Here is a 4,334-nt window from a genome sequence, read left to right on the forward strand (position 1 = left end):
GATCTGCATCGTAGGAATAGGGACGAGGGATATGACAGGAATTTCAACCTTGAAATTTAGGATCTCACCACCTACACTTATTTTGCTGTAGTTGAATGTCACCGTCTTTAGATCACCATAGTGGCGATCACCGTCAGTTGATCCTGATGAATCTTGAACAAATCCAATTCGCTCAATAAATTCAACTGTTGTTTGGGCAGCCTGAATTTCCGCGTCAACCATCGCTGACAAAGGTGCTCCAAGAATTTGATAAAGTGGGATTGATGTAATATCGGTAACGTCTGCCATACTCAATCTCCTCAGGGGTATTCAAGGCAAATTTCTATTCTTAAATACTGTCTAGATTCAATGTAATCGAAATTGATGAGAGCACAGATTCAGGTAACTGCTTCAGTTCATCTGTCAGAATTTCTACGTCAAGAGTTTCAAGATCATCTGTTAGCTCATTAGTTGAAATGTGCTCAACTTTAATTGACTTGAAGATGTCTACAGAGAATACGATTTTAGGTGTATCCTCTGTGAAAATTATCGCAGATGTCTTAATGCCATCGTCTGCAGAATCTACAAAGGATTCACCAGAAATAGTAACTTTCATCCCATCAGATACTTTGAGGGACATCTCATTCTCATTAGTACGAACTTTTAAAATCTCAGGAGTGTAGTTACCTTCCAAAAGCTCTTGACTCCTTCCCTGGTAGTTTGGTTGTTCATACAAAACAACTCTGTCAGCTTTAAGAAAAGCAAATTTGAGATCGAGCTTTATCTCTTTGATTTCTGCCTTAGGAACAGGAAGCAACCGTAACAATGAATCCTCTTTGTAAGCAGCCTTGATTTCACGTGAATAAGCATCTGATGCAGCTTGTGCCCGGGTCAAATCAGTCAGAATGGAAGCAACAACCTTTTTTAACTTCATTCTAGTTTCTAACCCTGGATGAACCTAGTTTTATTCGAAAACCAAAGCGAATGCAGACAGAACCATTGTTGCTGCTCAGCTTCTGTATGTTGTGGAAAATACGATTATATTGACCAATCAACATCTCGTTTATTTATCAGCCTGACTATTGATACTCTGACTCAAAAGCTGAAGGACAGACTCCATGCCTTTAGGTAAACTATCGTTCACAGCATGAATATAAATATCCATCGTATATTCGACCGAATATCTTGAGTCTCGGGCTGAGGTACTATCTTTCTTGGCTGAGTAACCAGCCGAGAAGCTAGCTTCGACGCTTGCTGGTCCCCAACCATATTTACCCGTGACGTTCCCTTTTACGTCAGTTTCTGATTGATTCTGCGACGTATCTTTAGAAGAACTTTCAGCACTGATGTTTGCTTTGAACTGAATCGTCATATCATCAATGCGGATATAGGGGATAGGGACGATCGTTAGCAGTGGAACTTCTAAAGTAGCTTTCTTGAAAGTGACCTCTTTTGAGGTCGCATCTACACTCTTCTGCATGTAGCTGAAGTTGATCATCTGCACATCGGCAGTTGGGTTGCCATCTTCATCAAGCTTAAACGCAACAGACTTAATGAATTCGACAGATGACCTTGCTGCTTTTGCTTGAGCTTCGATCGCGGCAACTAAAGGACCACCGATAAGGTTCCCAAATGGGAGTGCGCCTAGCTGCTGAGTTGCCTCATCTTGAATGATAGCCATCGTTTTAGTCCTTTTTACTTACCATCGAGTAAATCAAGCCTTGTACAGCGTATTTTTTGCTTACAGAACTTAAGCTGACCGTTAGAGTAAATTAAGGACATTGGCGAAATCTTGCACCGGATTGCTGCTTTTGCACAAAATTGCTATGACTTAGAAAATTTTTTTGGAGTCACGCCCGTCAATCGCTTGAAGTGTCGATTGAGATGGCTCTGATGGGTGAAGCCGCAGGCAACAGCTACCTCTGAAATTCCCATCTTGCCGTCTTTTAGCAACCGCTTTGCCCGCTCTACCCGCTGTTGAATCACGTATTGATGAGGAGTCAAGCCCGTCGATCGCTTGAAGGATCGGCAAAAGTGATAGACGCTGAGTTGAGCGATCGCTGCTAGTTTGTCTAAACTCAATTCCTGGTCTAGATGGTCATTGATATAGTCAGTTACCCATTTCAGTTGCTTGGGAGACAAGCCACCCGAATGGTGAATAGGTTTATGGCTATGCGCAGAATAGTTTCTCAGTAGGTGAACCGCTAGAGCAGTTGCCATGGTCTCCGCATACAGCTTTCCGCCAGGGCGATGAGACTCTAGATCGGCTTTGAGCGCTAGCCCAATCTGCAGAATGAGGGGATCGTAGAGGGGTTCTTGGGGCAGTAACTCAACCTGATCAATGGCTAGCAATTCTGCGGCATCGCGAGTCAGTAACTCTGGCTTCAAACTGATAGCAAATCCTTCGTGCGGCCGATCCCATGCGCCCCAATGATTGTGTTGCATCGGCACAAGAGACATGCCGCCATGAAAGAGCATCTGCCGTTGTGTCTGACCATTGGCAATGCCGTCGATTTGCCAATCGAACTGGAAACCCTGTCCCAGGGTAACCGCGATCGCATAGTGATCAAAACAAAGCTTTGGGGTTTCTCCCGGCTGAGGGAGGTCATAACACTCCAAGCTGACACTGCTCCACTCTGTTTCATCACTCGCCAATGTAGCGGGTAGTGGAAGTTGGTCAGAATATCGTGGCGGAGAATCAAGCTCGTCATGAGGCTGGCTTTGCTCAGAGTCTGATGGCGAGTTCGAGAGCGATCGCGACATTCATGCACCTTCTTTTCTCCACCAGTCATTGGCCGTGGAGCATTTGATTCCTGAGAATCAATTATTTATCAATTATTGCCACAGACAATCTGTGTTGAGGAATTCAAAATGGTCGATTGCCTTCAAGGACAAATGCAAGATCTTTATGCAGAGCCAGCTAACTATGCATTCAAAGTCATATCTGCTATTTGCCCCCGCAGTTATACAGCAAATTTGATGGCTAATTCAGGGGCTTGGGAGTGTTAGCGGTCACAAGTGCTGGATAACATCCCCTGCGAAGGCTTTAATCCATGATCAATTTGCCTCAAGGCTGAATGGTCACGATCGCTCGCTGATATCGAGTCAATGCGGGCTCTCCCTGATCGGTCACTTCCAGAATGACGTGTACCGTTTCGGGTTCTTGCACCTCAGGGGCGGTAAAGCTGGCTTGTGGGCGATCGGCATTTTGCAGGGCGATGGGGTCGGGATAACTGCCCGCTTCTGCATAGATCCACCACTGATAGGTCAGATTGTCACCATCGGGGTCGCTGGTTTCAGCGGCATCCAAATTGATCGCGTCGCCACTGCGCACGGTGCGATCGAGCTCTCCGGCAATCACGGGCGCTGGCGGGTGGTTCACCGCGGCATAGTCACCTATGGCCCAGTCCATCCGTGCCGCAAAATCATTTTGGATTTGCGGTAGCCAGCGCCAGAGCGGTTTTAAGGCGTCGCCATCATCCTGGGCGTCGCGCCAAAAGTTGGGATGCTCCGGGTCTGATGGCACAAACCGTCCGCCCCAGCCGCCATAGGCCAGGTTTTCTGAGCTGCGCAGCCCCGTATCGATGAGATGGAAAAAGGCGGGGGAATCGCCCTCGCTAAAGTACGCTTGGGGATACGCCGCTCCCAAGGGGCCGTGCCCTTCCTTCACGTTGGTTCGCATCCACTCAGGGCTAAACATCGGATCGTCAGAGTAGGGATGCCCCTGATGGTCGTAGTTAATGGCGGTGAACTGATAGTTCAGCACCAGGGGCACCTCAGGAAATTCATCGCGAATCCACCAGATAGTCTCGTCCTGGTCGGAAATGGCGTAGATGCGGGCTTTGGCGATCGCCCGCTCAACTTCATCCACACTGTAAGATTCCCGCAGTCGCCAGAGTGCTTGGGCAATGGTGTTGGTGCCGCCCCAGGCTTGGAGCCAAACCGGGCGAGGATCGTCATCCAAAAGCACATCAATGATGTGCTGCGAGCCTGGTGTGTCATTTTCAGGCCCGACCTCGTGCAGTCTCTGCCGATCTTCGTTACCCAGCATAACGAGGGCTTGCAGATCAGCCGCCGCTGGATAACGCGGATCGTGCTGCAACAGATTGGGGCGAATTTGGGCGTATTTTTCAATCAAGTCGGTGATCCAGCCTGTGCCGTGGCCGTCCTGCTGCCACACGGAGTTCGTAGCGATGATGCCCTCGACGTCAAAGTCCGTGGTGTAAAGCAGAAAGCGGACAAACGAGCTGCGGTCATCCACTTCACCGTCTGTGGTGACAATGGTTCTGGGTTGCATGGTGGGATTGAGCGATCGCGGCGGGAGGTCGTTTTGTGCGGTTGCGCGACAACTCCCA

The 4,334-nt window shown here is 48.3% G+C and carries 5 protein-coding genes; all 5 read right to left on the reverse strand.

The annotated features are described in order from the left end of the window. Window positions 1-288: DUF2589 domain-containing protein (locus QQ91_RS09045; protein WP_166284003.1), on the reverse strand; the 288-nt coding region annotated here is incomplete at its 3' end. A 40-nt stretch (window positions 289-328) separates the two neighbouring features. After that, window positions 329-913, reverse strand: coding sequence for a beta/gamma crystallin family protein (locus QQ91_RS09050; protein ID WP_039726424.1), 585 nt, complete (start codon window positions 911-913; stop codon window positions 329-331). Between the two features lie 129 nt (window positions 914-1,042). Further along, entirely contained in the window at window positions 1,043-1,660 is a 618-nt protein-coding gene (locus QQ91_RS09055; RefSeq protein ID WP_039726425.1) for a DUF2589 domain-containing protein, read from the reverse strand. Between the two features lie 143 nt (window positions 1,661-1,803). Further along, entirely contained in the window at window positions 1,804-2,598 is a 795-nt protein-coding gene (locus QQ91_RS09060; protein WP_052288352.1) for a helix-turn-helix domain-containing protein, read from the reverse strand. Window positions 2,599-3,046: 448 nt separating this feature from the next. Beyond that, a partial coding sequence (locus QQ91_RS09065; RefSeq protein WP_166284005.1) for a DUF1593 domain-containing protein occupies window positions 3,047-4,334 on the reverse strand: 1,288 nt, incomplete at its 5' end.

This window comes from Lyngbya confervoides BDU141951, from assembly GCF_000817775.3.
GTDB classification, from domain to species: Bacteria; Cyanobacteriota; Cyanobacteriia; order Thermosynechococcales; family Thermosynechococcaceae; genus Lyngbya; species Lyngbya confervoides.

Bases quoted from the DNA above. Each gene is read 5' to 3' on its own strand.
- QQ91_RS09055 (WP_039726425.1), bottom strand. From the start codon at position 1,660: ATGGCTATCATTCAAGATGAGGCAACTCAGCAGCTAGGCGCACTCCCA.
- QQ91_RS09050 (WP_039726424.1), bottom strand. From the start codon at position 913: ATGAAGTTAAAAAAGGTTGTTGCTTCCATTCTGACTGATTTGACCCGG.